18 protein-coding genes are annotated in these 17377 nt (G+C 72.1%); 10 read left to right on the top strand and 8 right to left on the bottom strand.

What is annotated here, in order from left to right; genetic code table 11:
* Nucleotides 1-190: 190 nt before the first annotated feature.
* The 5 genes from fabG (at nt 191) to QQS16_RS09035 (ending at nt 5021) form a co-directional block, all read left to right on the top strand.
* Nucleotides 191-952 carry a 3-oxoacyl-ACP reductase FabG gene (fabG, locus tag QQS16_RS09055; protein ID WP_286061113.1) on the top strand — a complete coding sequence of 254 codons (762 nt, stop codon included), beginning with the start codon at nt 191-193 and terminating at the stop codon, nt 950-952.
* A gap of 12 nt (nt 953-964) precedes the next feature.
* Nucleotides 965-1732: an SDR family oxidoreductase gene (locus tag QQS16_RS09050; RefSeq protein WP_286061112.1), complete on the top strand. Its 768-nt coding sequence runs from the start codon at nt 965-967 to the stop codon at nt 1730-1732.
* A 245-nt stretch (nt 1733-1977) separates the two neighbouring features.
* Nucleotides 1978-3510: an ABC transporter substrate-binding protein gene (locus QQS16_RS09045; protein WP_286061111.1), complete on the top strand. Its 1533-nt coding sequence runs from the start codon at nt 1978-1980 to the stop codon at nt 3508-3510.
* Nucleotides 3511-3616: 106 nt separating this feature from the next.
* Nucleotides 3617-4300 (top strand): uracil-DNA glycosylase, encoded by a 684-nt coding sequence (gene ung / locus QQS16_RS09040; RefSeq protein WP_286061110.1) that lies wholly within the window; start codon nt 3617-3619, stop codon nt 4298-4300.
* A gap of 184 nt (nt 4301-4484) precedes the next feature.
* Complete coding sequence (locus tag QQS16_RS09035; protein ID WP_286061109.1) at nt 4485-5021, top strand: hypothetical protein; 537 nt, start codon at nt 4485-4487, stop codon at nt 5019-5021.
* 66 nt (nt 5022-5087) lie between these two features.
* Here the strand turns inward: QQS16_RS09035 and QQS16_RS09030 are convergent, their stop codons facing one another.
* Together QQS16_RS09030 and QQS16_RS09025 are read right to left on the bottom strand one after the other, a co-directional pair.
* Nucleotides 5088-5564, bottom strand: coding sequence for a hypothetical protein (locus QQS16_RS09030; protein ID WP_286061108.1), 477 nt, complete (start codon nt 5562-5564; stop codon nt 5088-5090).
* 109 nt (nt 5565-5673) lie between these two features.
* Entirely contained in the window at nt 5674-6186 is a 513-nt protein-coding gene (locus tag QQS16_RS09025; protein ID WP_286061107.1) for a DinB family protein, read from the bottom strand.
* Between the two features lie 234 nt (nt 6187-6420).
* Here QQS16_RS09025 and QQS16_RS09020 point away from each other — a divergent pair, with 234 nt between their 5' ends.
* Nucleotides 6421-7326, top strand: a complete 906-nt coding sequence (locus QQS16_RS09020) for a Gfo/Idh/MocA family protein (RefSeq protein WP_286061106.1) — start codon at nt 6421-6423, stop codon at nt 7324-7326.
* On the opposite strand, the gene lnt is transcribed toward QQS16_RS09020, so the two are convergent.
* Together lnt and QQS16_RS09010 are read right to left on the bottom strand one after the other, a co-directional pair.
* Nucleotides 7250-8824, bottom strand: a complete 1575-nt coding sequence (gene lnt, locus QQS16_RS09015) for an apolipoprotein N-acyltransferase (protein ID WP_286061105.1) — start codon at nt 8822-8824, stop codon at nt 7250-7252. The two genes, QQS16_RS09020 and lnt, sit on opposite strands and share 77 nt — an antisense overlap.
* Nucleotides 8825-8894: 70 nt before the next feature.
* Nucleotides 8895-9383 carry a nuclear transport factor 2 family protein gene (locus tag QQS16_RS09010; RefSeq protein WP_286061104.1) on the bottom strand — a complete coding sequence of 163 codons (489 nt, stop codon included), beginning with the start codon at nt 9381-9383 and terminating at the stop codon, nt 8895-8897.
* Between the two features lie 116 nt (nt 9384-9499).
* Here QQS16_RS09010 and QQS16_RS09005 point away from each other — a divergent pair, with 116 nt between their 5' ends.
* Nucleotides 9500-10615 (top strand): AI-2E family transporter, encoded by a 1116-nt coding sequence (locus tag QQS16_RS09005; RefSeq protein ID WP_286061103.1) that lies wholly within the window; start codon nt 9500-9502, stop codon nt 10613-10615.
* A gap of 78 nt (nt 10616-10693) precedes the next feature.
* Here QQS16_RS09005 and QQS16_RS09000 read toward each other — a convergent pair whose 3' ends face one another.
* The 3 genes from QQS16_RS09000 to QQS16_RS08990 all read right to left on the bottom strand — a co-directional run bounded on the left by QQS16_RS09000 (nt 10694) and on the right by QQS16_RS08990 (nt 12489).
* Complete coding sequence (locus QQS16_RS09000) at nt 10694-10873, bottom strand: hypothetical protein (RefSeq protein WP_286061102.1); 180 nt, start codon at nt 10871-10873, stop codon at nt 10694-10696.
* Between the two features lie 127 nt (nt 10874-11000).
* Complete coding sequence (locus QQS16_RS08995; RefSeq protein WP_286061101.1) at nt 11001-11876, bottom strand: undecaprenyl-diphosphate phosphatase; 876 nt, start codon at nt 11874-11876, stop codon at nt 11001-11003.
* Nucleotides 11877-12018: 142 nt separating this feature from the next.
* Nucleotides 12019-12489, bottom strand: coding sequence for a winged helix-turn-helix transcriptional regulator (locus QQS16_RS08990; RefSeq protein WP_286061100.1), 471 nt, complete (start codon nt 12487-12489; stop codon nt 12019-12021).
* A gap of 117 nt (nt 12490-12606) precedes the next feature.
* Here QQS16_RS08990 and QQS16_RS08985 point away from each other — a divergent pair, with 117 nt between their 5' ends.
* The gene (locus QQS16_RS08985; protein WP_286061099.1) at nt 12607-13776 is read left to right on the top strand and encodes a thiolase family protein; all 1170 of its coding nucleotides are present in this window, start codon (nt 12607-12609) and stop codon (nt 13774-13776) included.
* Nucleotides 13777-13833: 57 nt separating this feature from the next.
* Here QQS16_RS08985 and QQS16_RS08980 read toward each other — a convergent pair whose 3' ends face one another.
* A complete protein-coding gene (locus QQS16_RS08980; protein ID WP_286061098.1) occupies nt 13834-14622 on the bottom strand; it encodes a TVP38/TMEM64 family protein in 789 nt (262 codons plus the stop codon).
* Nucleotides 14623-14935: 313 nt separating this feature from the next.
* Here QQS16_RS08980 and tuf point away from each other — a divergent pair, with 313 nt between their 5' ends.
* Together tuf and QQS16_RS08970 are read left to right on the top strand one after the other, a co-directional pair.
* Nucleotides 14936-16105: an elongation factor Tu gene (gene tuf / locus QQS16_RS08975; protein ID WP_286061097.1), complete on the top strand. Its 1170-nt coding sequence runs from the start codon at nt 14936-14938 to the stop codon at nt 16103-16105.
* Between the two features lie 380 nt (nt 16106-16485).
* Entirely contained in the window at nt 16486-17331 is an 846-nt protein-coding gene (locus tag QQS16_RS08970; RefSeq protein ID WP_286061096.1) for a spermidine synthase, read from the top strand.
* Nucleotides 17332-17377 lie beyond the last annotated feature (46 nt).

Below are 17377 nucleotides of genomic sequence, written 5' to 3'. Positions count from 1 at the left end.
GCGGGTCCCCGCGCGGGACGACGGCGGACGGGAGCGGCCCGTCCTGGGGGTCGGCGGGCAGGTAATGGATCACACCCGCCCGATGGGCCGTTGACACCGGGTGCCAGGGCTTCTAGCGTCACGTCTGCTGAAGGTACTAAGCGGTCGCTCACCAGATGGGCGTCCTTCTCGAGGGCGAGGAGAACCAGCAATGTCCACCACTGAGCAACGGGTCGCCGTGGTCACCGGCGGAGCGCGCGGCATCGGAGCCGCCACCGCCGTACGACTGGCCGCCGAGGGCCGCGCGGTCGCGGTGATCGATCTCGACGAGGCCGCCTGCAAGGACACCGTCGAGAAGATCACCGCGGCGGGCGGCAAGGCGATCGCCGTCGGCGCGGACGTCTCCGACGAGGCCCAGGTCGAGGCGGCCGTCGCGCGGGTCGTCGCGGAGCTCGGCGCCCCGACGATCCTCGTCAACAACGCGGGCGTGCTCCGCGACAACCTGCTGTTCAAGATGAGCGTCTCCGACTGGGACACCGTCCTGAACGTGCACCTGCGCGGCTCGTTCCTGATGACCAAGGCCGTCCAGAAGCACATGGTGGACGCCGGTTTCGGCCGGGTCGTCAACCTCTCCTCGTCCTCCGCGCTCGGCAACCGCGGCCAGGCCAACTACTCGGCCGCCAAGGCGGGCCTCCAGGGCTTCACCAAGACCCTCGCCATCGAGCTCGGCAAGTTCGGGATCACCGCCAACGCCGTGGCCCCCGGCTTCATCGCCACCGACATGACCGCCGCGACCGCCGCGCGCGTGGGCATGGGCTTCGACGAGTTCAAGGCCGCCGCCGCCACGCAGATCCCGGTACAGCGGGTCGGCGAGCCGGACGACATCGCCAACGCCATCGCCTTCTTCACCGGCGAGGCCGCCGGCTTCGTCTCCGGCCAGGTGCTGTACGTGGCCGGCGGACCGCTCGACTAGGGGATCAGGAACATGACTTCGGTGGAACTCCCCGCACTCTCCGGCAAGGTCGCGCTCGTCACGGGCGCCAGCCGAGGCATCGGCTACGGCGTCGCCGAGGCGCTGATCGCGCGCGGCGACCGTGTCTGCATCACCGGCCGCAACGAGGACGCCCTCAAGGAGGCCGTCGAGCAGCTCGGCGCCGACCGGGTCATCGGCGTCGCGGGCAAGGCCCACGACGAGGCCCACCAGGCCGTCGCCGTCGAGCGCACGATGGAGGCCTTCGGCCGCGTCGACTACCTGGTCAACAACGCCGGTACCAATCCGGTGTTCGGGCCGATCGCCGACCTCGACCTGAACGTGGCGCGCAAGGTGTTCGAGACCAACGTGGTCTCGGCCCTCGGCTTCGCGCAGCGGACCTGGCACGCCTGGCAGAAGGACAACGGCGGCGCGATCGTCAACATCGCCTCCGTCGCGGGCGTCTCCGCCTCGCCCTTCATCGGTGCCTACGGCATCAGCAAGGCCGCGATGATCAACCTGACTCTCCAGCTGGCGCACGAGTACGCGCCGGTGGTGCGGGTCAACGCCATCGCCCCGGCCGTCGTGAAGACCAAGTTCGCGCAGGCCCTGTACGAGGGCCGGGAGGCGGAGGCCGCCGCGGCCTACCCGCTGGGCCGTCTCGGCGTGCCCTCCGACATCGGCGGCGCCGCCGCCTTCCTCACGTCGGAACAGTCCGACTGGATCACCGGTCAGACACTCGTCGTGGACGGCGGCATCTTCCTGAACGCGGGCGTGGGCTGACCCGGTCCCTCCAGCACCTCGACACGGGCGCCCGTTGACGAAAGCGGCGCCCGTGTCGGCGTACCGGAGGCCCGCAGGGCGATGACAACGTCGTCATGACATATCGATCAAGAACGGGTTTCACGAGGAGGTTCCGCGGGCGGGACGCTGCGGTATGGTCTGCCGACTCTTGGTACGGCAGATCGAGGAGCGTGCGCGTGTTCAACCGGAACCGATGCCTGCGGAATGTGGCGGCCATCGCGTCCATGACGTCCCTGGTCGCCGGCTGCGGCGTCCTGTCGTCCGACTCCTCCGACGACCGCGGGCCGATCGTGGTGGGCACCACCAGCGCGCCGAGCACGCTGGACCCGGCCGCGGCCTGGGACGGCTCCTGGGAGCTGTTCCGCAACGTCTACCAGACGCTGCTGGCCTACCCGGACGGCTCCACCACGCCCCAGCCCGACGCCGCCGAGAAGTGCGCGTTCACCGACGCCTCCAACCGCACGTACCGCTGCACGCTGCGCCAGGGTGTGAAGTTCTCCGACGGGCACACGCTGGACGCGCACGCGGTGAAGTACTCCATCGACCGGATCAAGGCCATCAAGGCACCCAGCGGCCCCGCCGGCCTGCTGGGCAGCCTGGAGCGGGTCCAGGCGCTGGGCGACGACGAAGTGGTCTTCCACCTCAACCAGCCCGACGCCACGTTCCCCTTCGTGCTCGCCACCCCGGCCATGTCCATCGTCGACCCCGACGAATACCCGGACGACTCCCTCCGCAAGGACGGCAAGGTGTCCGGGTCCGGGCCGTACGTGCTGCGGTCCTACGAGGAGGGCGAGAAGGCCGAACTCGTCGGCAACACGAACTACGAGGGCTTCGCGAAGCGAAGAAACGACGCGGTGACGATCCGCTACTTCCAGGACTCGAGCACCATGGTCGAGGCGCTGCGGGAGCAGCGGATCGACGTCACCTACCGCGGCCTCGCGGCCGACGACATCGTCTCCCTGGAGAGCAAGGAGGACAAGAGCCTCCAGCTCGTCGAGGGCTACGGCACCGACATCAGCTACCTGGTGTTCAACCCGAAGGACCCGTGGGCGAACAAGCTCGCCGTGCGCCAGGCCGTCGCCCAGGTGGTCGACCGGGCGGCGATCGTGCACAAGGTCTACAAGGACACCGTGGACCCGCTGTACTCGATGGTCCCGGCGGGCCTCACCGGTCACACCACGGGCTTCTTCGACGACTACGGCAACCCCAGCACCTCCAAGGCCCGCCGGCTCCTCTCCGACGCGGGCATCACCGAGCGCGTCCCGCTCACCTTCTGGTACACCACCGACCGCTACGGCTCCGAGACCGCCCTGCAGTTCCAGGAGCTGAAGAAGCAGCTGGAGGACTCCGGGCTGTTCACGATCACCCTGAAGAGCCGCCCCTGGAAGACGTACGTCGAGGGCTATCAGAAGGGCGAGTACCCGGTGTTCGGGCGGGGCTGGTTCCCCGACTTCCCGGACGCCGACAACTTCATCGCCCCGTTCGTGGGCGACGAGAACGCGCTCGGTACGCCCTACCCGGCGCCCCGGATCACCGGTGTGCTGCTGCCCAAGTCGCGCGGCGAGAGCGACCGGGCCGACGTGGAGGAGGACTTCGAGGAGGCCCAGCAGATCCTCGTCGACGACGCGCGGCTGCTGCCGCTGTGGCAGGGGCGGCAGTACATCGCGGTCAACGCGGATATCTCGGGCGCCGAACGTGCGCTGGACCCCTCGACGATCATGACGATGTGGCAGTTGTACCGGAAGACCAGCTGGTAGGGGCGGGTTCGGCGCTCTCGGCGGTGATTGTCAGTGCTCGCCGGTAGGTTCTGTGGCCTGGACGTGACCGCACGTCGTAGTGACCGCACACCGTAAGGAAATTGACGTGACCGACATCGCCATGCTGCCCGAGTCCTGGCGCGGGGTTCTGGGCGACGAACTGCAGCAGCCCTACTTCAAGGAGCTGACGGAGTTCGTCGAGGAGGAGCGGGCGAGGGGTCCTGTGTACCCGCCGCGCGAGGAGGTCTTCGCCGCGCTGGACGCCACGCCGTACGACCGGGTGAAGGTCCTGGTCCTCGGCCAGGACCCCTACCACGGCGAGGGTCAGGGACACGGCCTGTGCTTCTCGGTGCGCCCGGGGGTGAAGACCCCGCCCTCGCTGCGCAACATCTACAAGGAGATGCAGGCGGAGCTGGGCCTGCCCGTTCCGGACAACGGCTATCTGATGCCGTGGGCCCAGCAGGGCGTGCTGCTGCTCAACGCGGTGCTCACGGTCCGCGGCGGCGAGGCCAACTCGCACAAGGGCAAGGGCTGGGAGAAGTTCACCGACGCGGTGATCCGCGCGGTGGCCGACCGGCCCGACCCGGCGGTCTTCGTGCTCTGGGGCAACTACGCCCAGAAGAAGCTCCCGCTGATCGACGAGACCCGGCACGCGGTGGTCAAGGGCGCGCATCCCTCCCCGCTGTCGGCGAAGAAGTTCTTCGGCTCCCGCCCGTTCACCCAGATCAACGAGGCGATCGCCCGGCAGGGCCACGCGCCGATCGACTGGCGCGTTCCGGACCTGGGCTGACCGCCGCGCGCCGGCACCGCCGGGCCGGCTGCGGGCATCCCCGGCCGCCCGGACACCGCGAGGCCGCTCACCCGGTCGGCCGCCGGGCCGTTCCTCGCGCACCGGCCCGGTGCCGCCTGACCGGGATCGCCGGTGGGTGCGGTTAGCGTCGGCAGGGACAGCCGACGAGCGGGCGGAGGGCGCAGTGGCGAAGCGACAGGGGCAGGAGGCCGCGGATGCCGTGCTGACCCGGATCGGGCAGGTGGTCATCCTGCATCACGCCGGTGACCGCGAGGAGGCCCGGCACCGCCTGCTGGACCTGTGGGCGGAGATCGGCCAGGACGGCGATCCACTGCACCGGTGCACCCTGGCGCACTACCTGGCCGACACCCACGACGACCCGTCCGACGAACTCGCCTGGGATTTGCGGGCGTTGACGGCGGCGCAGGAGCTGACGGACGACCGGTCCGCCGGCCATGGGGCGGCCGGGCCGGAGCAGACGCTCGCGGTGCGGGCGCTGTACCCCGCGCTGCACCTGAACCTGGCGGCGGACTATGTGAAGCTCGGCCGCGCCGAGGCCGCCCGCACCCATCTGCGCCGGGCACGCCGGGCGTCCGACGCGCTGGGGGAGGACCGGTACGGCGACGGGGTGCGGGCGGCGATCAGCCGCCTGGAGCTGCGGCTCGGCGAGGACGACTCCTCCGGAGGGGGAGCGTGGGGGCCGCCGCGGCAGCGGCCCTGACGGATCCACGTGTCCGCTCCGGGCCGGGCCGACGGACCCGGCGCGTTCCCCGCCGGGTCCTGGCCCTCAACGCCCGTACGTCCGGTCGCAGATCACGGTCTGCGGACTGTCCTCCCGCCAGCCGCCGTACTTCCTGCCGAGGGCGCAGACGTCCTGCTGTTCGCGGGGGGCCGCCTCGGGCACGTCGGGGATCTCGACGCGCGGCTGCCGGGGCTGTCCGGCGTCGGGGCGCCGGGGCTCGGGGCGCGCCGGGCGGGGCGGGTGCGTACGGGGCGGCGGCTCCTGCCGCGTCCGGGCCGGTGCCGAGGCGGCGGCGGGCGGCGGGGGCGCGGCGGGTTCCGGCCGGCGGGACGGGCCGGTCATCTCCAGGGCCTCACGGGCCGGCGCCTGCACGACCTGCGGCTGAGCCCGGGCGTCGGGCCGGGGCACCGACGGCGTGGCCGCAGGGCCGGAGGCGGGCGGATGCTGGACCGTCACACAGCCGGAGAGGGCCGAGACGGCCACGGTGGCCAGGAGCGTCGCGGTGGTCGTCGTTCGATGCACGCGCGCAACTCTGCTGGCTCGGGCGGCCGGTGGACAGCGGACGAGCGGAGGATGCCCCACACGGGTGATCTCCGGCCCCGTACGGCGGGGGCGGACCGCCGGGCCGACGTCAGTCGCCCGTCGCGCCGTCGAGACACTCGCGGACCAGGTCGGCGTGGCCGTTGTGGCGGGCGTACTCCTCGATCATGTGGGTGTAGATCCAGCGCAGGTTGAAGGGCTCACCGGTGGAGCGGCCCTTGCCCTTGGAGAGGTCGTCCAGGGCGAAGCCGGCCGCGTTGCGCCGGGCGACCTCCATCTCGGCCTGCCAGGTGGCGTACGCCTCCTCCCAGGTGTCCGCCTCGGTGAGATGGAACTCGCCGTCCGGATCCTCGTCGCTGTAGTAGATCGGGCCCGGGTCGTCGCCGACCAGCACCTTGCGGAACCAGCCCCGCTCCACGTCCGCCATGTGCCGCACCAGCCCCATGAGGGACAGCTCGGACGGCGCCACGGGGGCGGTCCGCAACTGGGCGTCGGTCAGGCCCTCGCACTTCCACGCCAGGGTCTGCCGGTGGTAGTCCAGCCATCCCTCCAGCATGGTCCGTTCGTCGGCGTTCTGGGCGGGTTCACTGCGCTGCGTCGTCATGTCCGCATCCTCGCCCAACCCGCCCGTTCCCACCACGGGTTTCCGCGCACCCGGTGAGCAGGCGCCGCGGGCCCTGCCCGCACCTCGTCGTCCGGGCGCCCTGAGCACCGTTCCGCCGCGCGACCGGGCCGCGGCTCCGCCGGCGCGACAGCGACGGCACCGCCGGCCGGTGTCCGCCGCGTCCGCCGTATGCTGCCGTGGACGCACGCGCAGGCAAGCAGTGAAGGAGTCCCCGTGAAGGTCGGCTGCATCGGACTGGGTGACATCGCGCGGAAGGCCTACCTGCCGGTGCTGGGCGGGCAGCCCGGAGTCGACCTGCATGTGCAGACCCGCACGCCCGCGACGCTCACCCGGGTCGCCGACGGCCTCCACCTCCCCGAGGCGCAGCGCCACACCGACCTCGACTCCCTCCTCGCCCAGGACCTCGACGCGGCCTTCGTGCACGCGCCGACCGCCGTCCACCCCGAGATCGTGACGCGGCTGCTGGAGGCGGGCGTACCGACCTACGTCGACAAGCCGCTGGCCTACGAACTCGCCCACTCCCGGCGGCTGGTGGCGCTCGCGGAGCAGCGGGGCGTGGCACTGGCCGTCGGATTCAACCGCCGTTACGCGCCCGGGTACGCCCAGTGCGCCGACCATCCGCGCGAGCTGATCCTGATGCAGAAGAACCGGATCGGGCTCCCGGAGGAGCCGCGCACGATGATCCTCGACGACTTCATCCACGTCGTGGACACGCTGCGCTTCCTGGTACCCGGCCCGGTCGACGACGTCACCGTGCGCGCCCGTGTCCAGGACGGGCTGCTGCACCACGTGGTGCTCCAGCTCGCCGGGGACGGCTTCACCGCGCTCGGGGTGATGAACCGGCTCAGCGGCTCGGCCGAGGAGATCCTGGAGGTGTCCGGGCAGGACACCAAACGGCAGGTGGTCAACCTCGCCGAGGTGATCGACCACAAGGGCCAGCCGACGATCCGGCGGCGCGGCGACTGGGTGCCGGTGGCCCGGCAGCGCGGCATCGAGCAGGCGGTGCTCGCATTCCTCGACGCCGTGCGCGCGGGCCGGGTGCTCAGCGCCCGGGACGCGCTGGCGACGCATGAACTGTGCGAGCGGGTGGTCCAGGCGGTGGCGGAGCGGGCCGCCTGAACCGCCGCGTGCGCACGCCCTCGGCGACGGCCCACGCGGCGAGCACCAGCAGCGCCGCGTGCGGCGTCCAGTCGCCGAAGCGGACGTACGGGGTGGTGCCCTTCGCCAGCGGTACGTCGTACACCTCGGCGGTGCTGCTGTCCGTACCGAGCCACGGGCCGACCCGCCGGCCGCTCGCGTCGTAGGCGGTGGACACACCGGTCAGCGTCGCGTGCACCATCGGGCGGCCCGTCTCGGCGGCCCGCAGGGCGGCGAGGGAGGCGTGCTGCTCCGGGGCCCAGCTGTGCTGGAACGTCGACGTCGACGACTGGCCGATCAGGACGTCGGCACCGTCCTCGGTGAGATGGCGGGTCATGTCGGGGAAGGCGGTCTCGAAGCACACCATCGGGCCGATCCGCAGCCCGCGCCCGACGTCCATGACCACCTGCTCGGAGCCCTGCCTGCGGTCCTCGCCCGCCGCCTTGCCGACCGAGGTGGCCCAGCCGAGCAGTGACCGGGCCGGGATGTACTCGCCGAAGGGGACGAGCCGCATCTTGTCGTAGCGGTCGCCGGTGGGGCCGCCCGCGCCGACGAGGACCGAACTCTTGTAGATGCCGGGCTTGTCGGAGCGCCGGGCGTCCACGTTGACCAGGATGTCGGCGCCGGTCTCACGGGACAGCGCCGCGATGCGCCGGGCCATGTCGGGCCGGCCGGCCAGGTCGAAGCCGACGCTGCTCTCGCCCCACACGACCAGGTCGACGTCCTGCCCGGCCAGCTGCCGGGTCAGCCGCTCCTCCAGCGCGAAGCGGCGGTCGGCGCTGTCGGCGCCGGCCACGATGCCCGGCTGGACGACCGCGATCCGGACCCGGCCGTCGGCGTCGGGACGCGGTGACCACATCCAGGCCGCCGAGGCCACAGCGGCGGTGGCCGCGAGGCCGGCCACGGCCGGGAGACGGGCCGCGCGGACCAGGACGAGCACGGCGACGGCCACGTTGACGGCCACCACCAGGAAGCTGAGCAGCCACACCCCGCCCACCGAGGCCAGCCGCAGCGCCGGTTCCGCCTGCCACTGACTGGCGCCGAGCACGCCCCAGGGACCGCCGAGCCCCTGCCACGAGCGCACGAGTTCGACACCGAGCCACCCCGACGGCAGGACGAGCAGGGCGCCCGCGATCCGGCCCCGTGAGGGCAGGCCGGCCAGGAACCGGCGCACCAGCCAGCCCCACGGCGCCCACAGCGCGCCGAGCAGCGCGGCGATCACGAACGTGAACACATGCAGGCTCGGCAACAGCCAGTGGTGCATCGCCAGCATGAAGCCGAACCCGCCCCACCAGCCGTCGTACGCCGCCCGTTTCCCGGTCGGCGCGGAGCGGACGAGCGCGATCCAGGGGACGAGAGCGACGTAGGCGAACCACCACAGGGACGGGGCGGGAAAGGCGAGCACGGGCAGGGCGCCCGCCACCGCGGCGACGGTCGAGCGCCGCCACGGGGAGGCGAGCCAGTGGCCGAACGAGTTCATACGGCGCCTCCTACCCCGTGGTGTCTCCAGTGTGCGTGCCGTCGACGGCCCCGGGACAGGGGACGACGGCTCAGTGGATCACAGCTGCCGGGGCCCGGCCGGGCAGGCGCCGCCACTTCTCCTGGACGACCACCTCGCGCAGCCGCCAGCCGTCGTGCGTGCGCAGCAGTCCGAAGTCGTACCGCCCGCCGCACACGAAGTCGGGGGCGCCCGGGCCGTCGTCGCCCTCCCCGGCCAGCCGCATGGGATTGACGTAGTCGGCCTGGACCCGGGCCGTGTCTCCGGTGTCCCCCTCCAGCAGGCCGAAGCGGAGGCGGCGGTTGACGATCAGGTGCTGCCGCATCACGAACACCCCCAGGCTCTGAGCGAGCCACGCGGAGACTTCCCCGGCGTCCCCCTCGACACCGCCGGCCGAGCGGTAGTCCGCCCGCCCGTCGGAGGTGAACAGATCTCGGTACGCCTCCCAGTCGCCGTCGTCCACGGCGACCGCGTAGTCGGTGATGAGTCCGTCGACGGCCAACCGGTCCATCACGGCGGCAAGCTCCACACGCTGCGTCATCGGCTCAGTGTTGGGCATCGCGGGGACGCCGCCAAGGGGACACGGTGAATCTTCGCCGGACGGTAAGGGTGTGGGTGCCGAGCCGGGCGAGACGGCAGCCCCATAAGGTGACCTCCATGCCTGCCACGTTGAGTTCCACGAAGACCCGCGCCGCGCTGCGCACATCGGCGCGTATCTCCGTCGAGTTGCTGCTGGTACTGGTGATGGCCGCCGTGGCTCTGTGGCTGCTGGGCAAGATGTGGTCGGTGGTGTGGCCGCTCATAGTCGGCCTGCTCCTCACCACGCTGACCTGGCCCCTGGCCCGGTCCCTGCGGCGGCGCGGCTGGCCCCCCGCCCTGGCCGCGTCGGTGGTGACCGTGCTCTTCCTGCTGGCCGCCGCGGGCGTGGTGGCGCTGATCGCGGTGCCGGTGGCCTCCCAGTCCGGTGAGCTGACCGACGGCGTGGTCGAAGGCGTGCAGAAACTGCGGGAATGGGCCTCCGGGCCGCCGCTGAACATCGGCGACGACCAGATCACCAAGGCCTTCGACACCGCGGCCGCCCGCGCCCAGGACGGCCTCGGCTCCATGGTCACCACGGTCGTCACGGGCGTCAGCACCGTGGTCAACGGACTGGTCACCGCCGTGCTCGCGCTCTTCCTGATGTTCTTCTTCCTCAAGGACGGCCCGCGCTTCCTGCCGTGGCTGGCCCGTCAGCTGCCCGGCCGGCTCTCCACCGACGTCCCGACCGTGGCGGCGCGCAGCTGGGACACCCTCGGAGCGTTCGTGCGGTCCCAGGCGGCCGTCGGCCTGCTCGACGCCGTCCTCATCGGCCTCGGCCTGTGGATCGTCGGGGTGCCGCTGGTGCTCCCGCTGGCGGTGCTGACCTTCGTCTCCGCCTTCGTGCCGATCGTGGGAGCCCTGTTCGCCGGTCTCGTCGCGGTCCTCATCGCGCTGGTCTCGAACGGTCTGACGGACGCGCTGATCGTGCTGGCCATCATCATCGTGGTGCAGCAACTGGAGGGGAACGTGTTCCAGCCCATGATCCAGAGCCGGGGGCTCGGCCTGCACGCCGCGACGGTCCTGCTGGCGGTGACGTTGGGCGGCAGCCTGGCCGGCATCGTGGGCAGCCTGCTCGCCGTACCGGTCGCCGCGCTGATCGCGGTGATCTGGAACTACGTGCGGGAGCAGCTCAGCGAGCCGCCGCAGGAGCCGGGGAGCGACGAGTCGCCGGCCGGTGCCGCCGTCCCGTCGTAGCGGGCCCGCTCGCGCGGGCGACGGAGGCTGAGCCGAGAACGCGTAGCTGCGCCGGGGCGGGCTCGGTACGGGGCGGCCTCAGGCGGCCTCGATGACCTCGCCGCGGATCGCGGCCGCCCACTCGACGACCAACAGCTCGTACTCCGCGCGTTCCTGGGCCGACAGCGTGCCGCCCGCGCGCATCCACAGCGCGCGGATCCGCTCGTTCAGCTCGGCGGCCGACCGTACGGAACCGGGGGCCACGGGATCGGGGAACATGCCGCAAGCCTAGGCGCAAGCACTGACAGTCCGCTACCGGACGGCTACTCGACCCGTGCGGAATCGGTCACAGGTCTCGCGGGCACCGCTCTGTGAAACCGCGGGCGGCCGGGGGGAGTTGTTGCCGTCAGCCCGCGGACTCGGCCGCGTGCGGACTCAGGGCGCCCGTGGCGACCAGGGCGATGATGACGATGCCGAGAGCGATGCGGTACCAGACGAACGGCATGAAGCTCTTGGTCGAGATGAACTTCATGAACCAGGCGATGACGGCGTATCCGACCAGGAAGGCGATCACCGTCGCGAAGATCGTGGGACCCCAGGAGACGTGGTCGTTCTCCATCGCGTCCTTGAGCTCGAACAGGCCGGAGGCGAGCACCGCCGGGATGGCGAGGAGGAAGGAGTAGCGGGCCGCGGCCTCGCGCTGGTAGCCCATGAAGAGGCCGCCGCTGATGGTGGCACCGGACCGGGAGACGCCCGGGATGAGGGCGCAGGCCTGGCAGAGGCCGTAGATCAGGCCGTCCTTGACGCTCAGGTTCTCCAGTGTCTTGCGCTGCTTGGGCGCGCGGTGCCGGCCGCCGCTCTCGTCCCGCGCCGCCAGTCGGTCGGCGATGCCGATGATCACGCCGACCACGATCAGCATCGTCGCGGTGATCCGCAGATCCCGGAACGGGCCCTCGATCTGGTCCTTGAGCGTCACGCCGAGCACGCCGATCGGGATCGAGCCGACGATCACCAGCCAGCCCATCTTCGCGTCGTGATCGCTGCGCATCGCCTTGTTCCCGAGCGAACGGGTCCAGGCCGAGATGATCCGCCCGATGTCCTTGCGGAAGTAGATGAGGACGGCGGCCTCGGTGCCGATCTGGGTGATCGCCGTGAAGGCCGCCCCCGGGTCCTCCCAGCCGGAGAAGGCCGCGGTCAGGCGCAGGTGCGCGCTGGAGGAGACGGGGAGGAACTCGGTCAGCCCCTGGACGAGTCCGAGGATGAGGGATTCAAACCAAGACATGAAGTTACGGAGTCCAAGCGCTGATCGTGGTGAGGAGCGACGGGCACACCGAGCCGCCGGGCGCGGTGATCAGATGTGTCGAGGGCAGCGTAGCGCCCTGAAGTGACAGCCCTGGCACAGGGGTTTGGAAGTGACGGGGGAGCTACGCGGCCGTCGGTCCCGCCACCGTCCAGCCCGGCGCCTGCGGACGGGCCGTCAGGTCCCCGTGGCGGACCGTGTCTCCGCAGGCCCGGCAGGTCACCTCCGGCACCAGTTCGCTGCCGCAGACGTGCTCGACCACCATCGGGCGCTCGGCGTCCTGGCGCAGGTGGCGGTCGCCCCACGCCATCAGGGTCATCAGGACCGGCTCCAGTTCCAGTCCGGCCCGGGTCGGCCGGTACTCGAAGCGCGGCGGCCGCTCGCTGTAGGCCCGCTTCGTCAGGATCCCGGCGTCCACGAGGCGGCGCAGCCGGGTGGCGAGGACGTCGCGCGGGGCGCCGATGTTGCGCACCAGCTGGTCGAAGCGGCCGTTGCCGAGGCACGCCTCGCGCAGGACGAGCAGGGAGTACTTCTCGCCGACGACCGCCAGGGCGTCGGCGATCGAGCAGGGGCGCGGATCTTTCTGGGCGGCCATGGCACTCAGTCTAGGGGGAGGGTCTGGTGGTCCAACCCTAAGGGTTTGTTTTTCCAACCTACCGGACTATGGTGAGTTCAGATTTCCTACTCACTGGTAATCGTGGAGGCCGGCCCCATGCGTGACGCAGTCGTCGTCGAAGCCGTACGCACCCCGATAGGCAAGGGCAAGCCCAACGGCGCCCTCGCGCACGTCCACCCCGTGGAACTCCTCGCGCACACCCTGCGCACCCTCGTCGAGCGCTCCGGCGTCGACCCTGCCCTGATCGACGACGTCATCGGCGGCACCGTCGACCAGGTCGGCGAGCAGGCCATGAACACCACCCGCTACGCCGTCCTGTCGGCGGGCTTCCCGGAGACCGTCCCCGCCACCACTGTGGACCGCCAGTGCGGCTCCTCCCAGCAGGCCGTGCACTTCGCGGCGCAGGGGGTCGTCTCCGGCGCGTACGACATGGTCGTGGCATGCGGTGTCGAGTCCATGAGCCGCGTCCCGATGTGGTCGAACGTGCCCGCTGGCACGGACCCCTTCGGCCCCGGAGTCGCCGACCGCTACCCCGAGGGCCTCGTCCCGCAGGGCATCAGCGCCGAACTCATCGCCGCCAAGTGGTCGATCACCCGTGACGCCATGGACGCCTTCGCGGTCTCCTCCCACCGGAAGGCCGCCGCGGCCTGGGACGCCGGCCTGTTCGACGCCGAGGTGGCGCCCCTGGACGGGGTCTCACGCGACGAGTGCGTACGGCCGGGCAGCACCACCGAGATCCTGGCCGGCCTCAGGCCCGCCTACCACGACCCGGGCTTCGCCGAACGCTTCCCGCAGATCGAGTGGAACGTCACCGCGGGCAACGCCAGCCCGGTCAACGACGGCGCCTCGGCCGTGCTCATCACGTCCGGCGAGACGGCGGAACGCCTCGGCCTGCGCCCGCTCGCCCGGCTGCACAGCTTCGCCGTCACCGGCTCCGACCCGGTCCTGATGCTCACCGGAGTCGTCCCGGCCACGGAGAAGGTGCTGCGCCGGGCCCGCCTGAGCCTGGAGGACATCGACCTGTTCGAGGTCAACGAGGCGTTCTCCAGCGTGGTCCTGGCCTGGCAGCAGGAGACCGGCGCCGACCTCGCGAAGGTCAACGTGCACGGCGGCGCCATCGCGCTCGGCCACCCGCTCGGCGCGAGCGGCACCCGTCTGACGACCACCCTCGTGCACGCGATGCGGGAGCGCGGCGCCCGCTACGCCCTGCAGACCATGTGCGAGGCGGGCGGACTGGCCAACGCGATGATCCTGGAGGCCGTGTGACCGCGTTGCCGGACCGCGTCACCGGGCTGATCCACCTGGCCGACCCTGCCGGCTGACTTACCGGACCGCGCGCAGGTGGTGGCGCTTGCGCCAGGCCACCACCGCGCCCACCAGTGCCGGCAGCGCGATGCAGGCCATCGCGATCAGGAAGGCGGGCGACGTCGGCGTCGAGGCACGGGCCCCCGCGACGACGTACGCGGCGGTGTTGGGGATCGAACCGAGCGCCGTCGCCACCAGGAACGGGACGGCGCCCATGCGGGAAACCGCCGCGCAGTAGTTGGCGGCCCAGAACGGCACCCCCGGGAACAGCCGTGCCGCCAGCATCGAACGGAAACCGTGCCGGCTGAGCTGACCGTCCGCGGCCTTCAGCCACCGCCCCCGCAGCAGCGGGCGCAGCGCGTCCTGGCCGAGCACCCGGCCCAGACCGAAGGCGAGGCCGGCGCCGAGCACGGTGCCCGCGATGGCCGAGCCGAGCCCCAGCTGGGAGCCGAAGAGCGCGCCCGCCGCGAGGTTCAGCAGGGGGCGGGGCACGAAGGCGACCGTGCACAGCCCGTACGCCACCGCGAAGACGAGCGCCGCCACGGCCCCGCCGAGCTGCGGGGGCCAGCCGTCCGCCAGCAGTCGCTGCGGTTCCAGGAGCAGGACGGCCGAGGCGGCGCCGGCCAGCAGGGCGACCAGCAGGGAAAGACGTGACCAGGGCGAGAACAGCACTCTGGTGCAGCGTGCGGTGAGGCCCGCCGGAGCGGGGACGGCGGTCACGAGCTCCGCGGTGAGGGCGAGCTCCGAGACGGTGGCCCGGGGAGAGGCCGTGGCGGTGCCCCCAGAGCGGGTGGTGGCATCGAGCATCCAGTGACGGTAACCGACGGACATGTGTGATCGCCGTATGGATGCGGTCCCTTGGGCGCTCCGGCACGGCGGAAAACCATTCGACGTGGGACAACGCGTCGACCATGATCTGCGTCATGTTCCGGTACGCCTTCCTCCTCGCAGCATCCGCGGTCGCGGATGCCACGAAGGCTGCCGTGCCCGTCTTCCTGGCCGCCGTCGACGGCGCCCGAAGCTGACCCTCTCCGGATCGTCCGGCGGACCCCGCAGGGGGAGGGTCGGCGAGTTCTCGGGGTCCCCATCTCTTCTGACACACAGGCTTCGAGGTACAGCCATGTCCAAGACGGCGTACGTCCGCACCAAACCGCATCTGAACATCGGCACGATGGGCCATGTCGACCACGGCAAGACCACCCTGACCGCCGCCATCACCAAGGTCCTCGCCGACCGCGGCTCCACCGCCTTCGTGCCCTTCGACCGCATCGACCGGGCACCGGAGGAGGCCGCGCGCGGCATCACCATCAACATCGCGCACGTCGAGTACGAGACCGACACCCGGCACTACGCGCATGTCGACATGCCCGGCCACGCCGACTACGTCAAGAACATGGTCACCGGCGCCGCGCAGCTCGACGGGGCGATCCTCGTCGTCTCCGCGCTCGACGGGATCATGCCGCAGACCGCCGAACACGTGCTGCTGGCCCGGCAGGTGGGCGTGGACCACATCGTCGTCGCCCTCAACAAGGCCGACGCGGGCGACGAGGAACTCACCGACCTGGTCGAGCTGGAGGTGCGCGACCTGCTCACCGCGCACGGCTACGGCGGTGACGCGGTACCCGTCGTACGGGTCTCGGGGCTCAAGGCCCTGGAGGGGGACCCGCGGTGGACGGCCTCGGTCGAGGCGCTGCTCGACGCGGTGGACACGTACGTGCCGATGCCCGAGCGGTATCTGGACGCGCCGTTCCTGCTGCCGGTCGAGAACGTGCTCACCATCACCGGGCGGGGAACGGTCGTCACCGGCGCCGTCGAGCGGGGCACGGTGCGCGTCGGCGACCGGGTCGAGGTGCTCGGGGCCGACGTGGAGACGGTGGTCACCGGCCTGGAGACCTTCGGCAAGCCGATGGAGGAGGCGCAGGCCGGGGACAACGTGGCGCTGCTGCTGCGGGGCGTGCCGAGGGACTCCGTCCGACGCGGGCAGGTCGTGGCCGCGCCGGGAAGCGTGGTACCCAGCCGTCGGTTCACGGCCCGGGTGTACGTGCTGACGGCCCGGGAGGGCGGTCGGACCACGCCCGTCTCGACCGGCTACCGGCCGCAGTTCTACCTCCGTACGGCCGACGTGGTCGGGGTCCTGGACCTCGGCGAGGCGGCGGTGGCACGGCCCGGTGACACGGTCGCGGTGACCGTGGAACTGGGGCGCGACCTGCCGCTGGAGCCGGGGCTCGGGTTCGCCATCCGCGAGGGCGGACGGACCGTCGGCGCGGGGACGGTGACAGCCGTCGCGTGAACGGGGCTGCCGTGCGTGGGCGCCTCCGGCCGGTGGTGGCCGGTCGCGCCCGCGCGTGGGGCCCTGGGACGGCGTGGCCCCGGGGGCCGGTCGGGCTTGCGCGCGGCTGACGTGTGACGGCATGGTCCGGCTGACCGTCCGGCCAGCCGGACGGGGTGGGTCGCGTCTACGCGCGCCTGGCGTGTGACGGCATGGTCCCGAGGCCGGTGGTGGCCGGTGGTGGCCGGTCGTGCCGACGCGCGGAGCCGCACGGCGGCACGGCCCCCGGGGTCGGGCGGGGCCGGGCGGCCTACGACGGAGCCGCAGGACGCCATGGCCCTGTGTTCCGTCGAAGGCGCCCGCGCCCCGGCGGCGGGAGCGGCCACCGGCACAATGGGACGGTGAACGAGCCCATCCCCGTGACCCGGACCGTCGATCACGGGGTCGCCAAGCTGATGCCCGACGTGGACCGGAAGCGGGCCTGGCTGCTGACCGTCGACGGGGCTCCGCAGTCGTACGTCGACCTGGACGAGCCGGAGCATCTGGAGTTCGAGTACGCGCGGCGGCTCGGGTACGTCCTGGACACCGTGGCCGAGCCCGGGGATCCGCTGGACGTGCTGCATCTCGGCGGGGGCGCGCTCACCCTGCCCAGGTACCTGGCCGCGACCCGGCCCGGCTCACGGCAGGACGTGGTCGAGGCTGACGGGGCGCTGCTGGAACTGGTCCTGGAGCATCTGCCGCTGCCCGACGGGGCCGGGGTCGCCGTGCACGCGGCGGACGCGCGCGCCTGGCTGGAAGCCGCCCCCACGCACTCCGCGGACGTGCTGGTCGCCGACGTCTTCGGCGGTTCGCGGGTGCCGGCGCACCTGACGTCCGTCACCTACGCCCGGGAAACCGCGCGGGTCCTGCGGCCCGACGGCGTCTACCTGGCCAACCTCGCCGACTCCGCGCCCTTCGCCTTCCTGCGCTCCCAGCTCGCCGGCTTCGCCACGGTCTTCGAGGAGTTGGCGTTGATCGCCGAGCCGGGCGTGCTGCGCGGGCGCCGCTTCGGCAACGCCGTGCTCGTCGCCGCGCACCACGCCGTCGACACGGCAGCCCTGGCCCGGCTCACCGCCTCCGACGCCTTCCCCGCCCGGGTCCAGTACGGGTCCGCCCTGCGAAACTTCGTCGGCGGTGCGCGGCCGGTGCGGGACGAGGACGCCGTGCCGTCACCCGAGCCGCCCGACGGGGCGTTCGGCATCGGGTGAGTCGTCGAGAGGGCGGTCGGCGCGGGCCGTCGGGGGCACATCGGGG

Origin of the sequence: Streptomyces sp. ALI-76-A (genome assembly GCF_030287445.1) — a bacterium.
Classification (GTDB): Bacteria; Actinomycetota; Actinomycetes; order Streptomycetales; family Streptomycetaceae; genus Streptomyces.
The sequence above is the reverse complement of the archived record's forward strand: the minus strand, read 5'-3'. Positions and strand labels throughout refer to the sequence as shown.

What these genes read in the sequence shown, in the direction of transcription:
- fabG (WP_286061113.1), top strand. Translation starts at nt 191, where the DNA reads ATGTCCACCACTGAGCAACGGGTCGCCGTGGTCACCGGCGGAGCGCGC.
- QQS16_RS09050 (WP_286061112.1), top strand. Translation starts at nt 965, where the DNA reads ATGACTTCGGTGGAACTCCCCGCACTCTCCGGCAAGGTCGCGCTCGTC.
- QQS16_RS09045 (WP_286061111.1), top strand. Translation starts at nt 1,978, where the DNA reads ATGACGTCCCTGGTCGCCGGCTGCGGCGTCCTGTCGTCCGACTCCTCC.
- QQS16_RS09025 (WP_286061107.1), bottom strand. Translation starts at nt 6,186, where the DNA reads ATGACGACGCAGCGCAGTGAACCCGCCCAGAACGCCGACGAACGGACC.
- lnt (WP_286061105.1), bottom strand. Translation starts at nt 8,824, where the DNA reads ATGAACTCGTTCGGCCACTGGCTCGCCTCCCCGTGGCGGCGCTCGACC.
- QQS16_RS09010 (WP_286061104.1), bottom strand. Translation starts at nt 9,383, where the DNA reads ATGACGCAGCGTGTGGAGCTTGCCGCCGTGATGGACCGGTTGGCCGTC.
- QQS16_RS09005 (WP_286061103.1), top strand. Translation starts at nt 9,500, where the DNA reads ATGCCTGCCACGTTGAGTTCCACGAAGACCCGCGCCGCGCTGCGCACA.
- QQS16_RS09000 (WP_286061102.1), bottom strand. Translation starts at nt 10,873, where the DNA reads ATGTTCCCCGATCCCGTGGCCCCCGGTTCCGTACGGTCGGCCGCCGAG.
- QQS16_RS08995 (WP_286061101.1), bottom strand. Translation starts at nt 11,876, where the DNA reads ATGTCTTGGTTTGAATCCCTCATCCTCGGACTCGTCCAGGGGCTGACC.
- QQS16_RS08990 (WP_286061100.1), bottom strand. Translation starts at nt 12,489, where the DNA reads ATGGCCGCCCAGAAAGATCCGCGCCCCTGCTCGATCGCCGACGCCCTG.
- QQS16_RS08985 (WP_286061099.1), top strand. Translation starts at nt 12,607, where the DNA reads ATGCGTGACGCAGTCGTCGTCGAAGCCGTACGCACCCCGATAGGCAAG.
- QQS16_RS08980 (WP_286061098.1), bottom strand. Translation starts at nt 14,622, where the DNA reads ATGCTCGATGCCACCACCCGCTCTGGGGGCACCGCCACGGCCTCTCCC.
- tuf (WP_286061097.1), top strand. Translation starts at nt 14,936, where the DNA reads ATGTCCAAGACGGCGTACGTCCGCACCAAACCGCATCTGAACATCGGC.